Consider the following 1,572-nt stretch of genomic DNA (forward strand, 5'->3'; position numbering starts at 1 on the left):
GGTGACGCTGCCGGCGGCCGGGGAGGCCAGGTAGGCGACGGCGGCGGCGACCTCCTCGGCGGTGACCAGACGGCCGTGCGGCTGGCGGCTGTTGAGCGCCGCGCGCTCGGCGGCCGGGTCGTCCGCGGAGTCCAGCAGCCGTCCGACCCACGGGGTGTCAACGGTGCCGGGGTTGACGCAGTTGACCCGGATGCCCTCGCGGACGTGGTCGGCGGCCATGGCCAGGGTGAGCGAGAGCACGGCGCCCTTGCTGGCCGAGTAGAGAGCGCGCTGGGGCAGACCGGCGGTGGCGGCGATGGAGCAGGTGTTGACCACCGCGGCCCGGGTCGAGCGGCGCAGGTACGGCAGGGCGGCCCGGGTGGTGCGAACGACGCCGAGCAGGTTGACGTCGAGGACGCGGTGCCACTGCTCGTCGAGGTTGTCCTCCACGGTTCCGATGGCGCCGATGCCCGCGTTGTTGACCAGGACGTCGATCCCGCCGAGGGCCTCGGCCGCCGCCCGGACGGCGTCGCGCACGGAGGCGTCGTCGCTGACGTCGGCGGTGAAGCCCAGCAGGGGCTCCTTCACCCCCGACGGGTCGAGGTCGAGGACGGCCACGCGGGCCCCGCGCTCGGCGAGCAGGGACGCGGTGGCGAGGCCGATCCCGGAGGCGCCGCCGGTGACGAGCGCCGTCAGTCCGTCGAGTTCTGTGGTCGTCACGCGCTTGCCTCCTCCGTCTGCGCCAGTTCGGTGGCCCAGAACGTACCGTGCGGGTAGAGGTACGTGTCCAGCGAGGACTGGTACATCTCGGCGGAGAACCCGGGCGTGGTGGGCGCCTGGTAGTGCCCGTCGGTGATCACCACCGGGTCGAGGAAGTGCTCGTGGAGGTGGTCGACGAACTCGATGACGCGGTCCTCGGTGGTGCCGGTGAGCGCCACGTAGTCGAACATGGACAGGTGCTGGACGAGCTCGCACAGGCCCACGCCGCCGGCGTGCGGGCACACCGGGACGCCGAACTTCGCGGCGAGCAGGAGGATGGCGAGGTTCTCGTTGACGCCGCCGACCCGCGCCGAGTCCAGCTGGAGGACGTCGATCGCGCCGGCCTGGAGCAGCTGCTTGAACACGATGCGGTTCTGCACGTGCTCGCCGGTGGCGACCTTGACCGGGTGGACGCCGCGCCGGACGCTGGCGTGACCGAGGACGTCGTCGGGGCTGGTCGGCTCCTCGATCCAGTACGGGTCGAACTCGGCGAGGGCGTTGGTCCACTCGATGGCCTCGCCGACGTTCCAGCGCTGGTTGGCGTCGATGGCCATCCGGATGTCCGGTCCGACGGCGGCGCGGGCGGCGCGGCAGCGGCGGATGTCGTCGGCGAGGTCGGCGCCGACCTTCAGCTTGATCTGGGTGAAGCCGTCGGCGATGGCCGCCTTGGCGAGGCGGGTGAGCTTCTCGTCGGAGTAGCCCAGCCAGCCGGGGGAGGTGGTGTAGGCGGGGTAGCCGCGCCGGAGCAGCTCGGCGGCGCGCTCGGCGGCGCCCTCCTTGCCCTTGGTCAGCAGCTCCAGGGCCTCGGCGGGGGTGAGGGCGTCGGCGATGTAG

At 72.7% G+C, this 1,572-nt stretch carries 2 protein-coding genes; both read right to left on the reverse strand.

Going from position 1 to position 1,572, the window contains the following annotated elements; all coding sequences use genetic code 11:
* The coding region (locus AB0O00_RS38795) for an SDR family oxidoreductase (protein WP_363659380.1) at positions 1 to 699 on the reverse strand (699 nt) is incomplete at its 3' end.
* On the reverse strand, positions 696 to 1,572 hold an 877-nt coding region (locus AB0O00_RS38800; RefSeq protein WP_363659381.1), incomplete at its 5' end, for an enolase C-terminal domain-like protein. The genes AB0O00_RS38800 and AB0O00_RS38795, both read right to left, overlap by 4 nt.

It is taken from the genome of Kitasatospora sp. NPDC093558, from assembly GCF_040683475.1.
In the GTDB taxonomy this organism is placed as follows: Bacteria; Actinomycetota; Actinomycetes; order Streptomycetales; family Streptomycetaceae; genus Kitasatospora.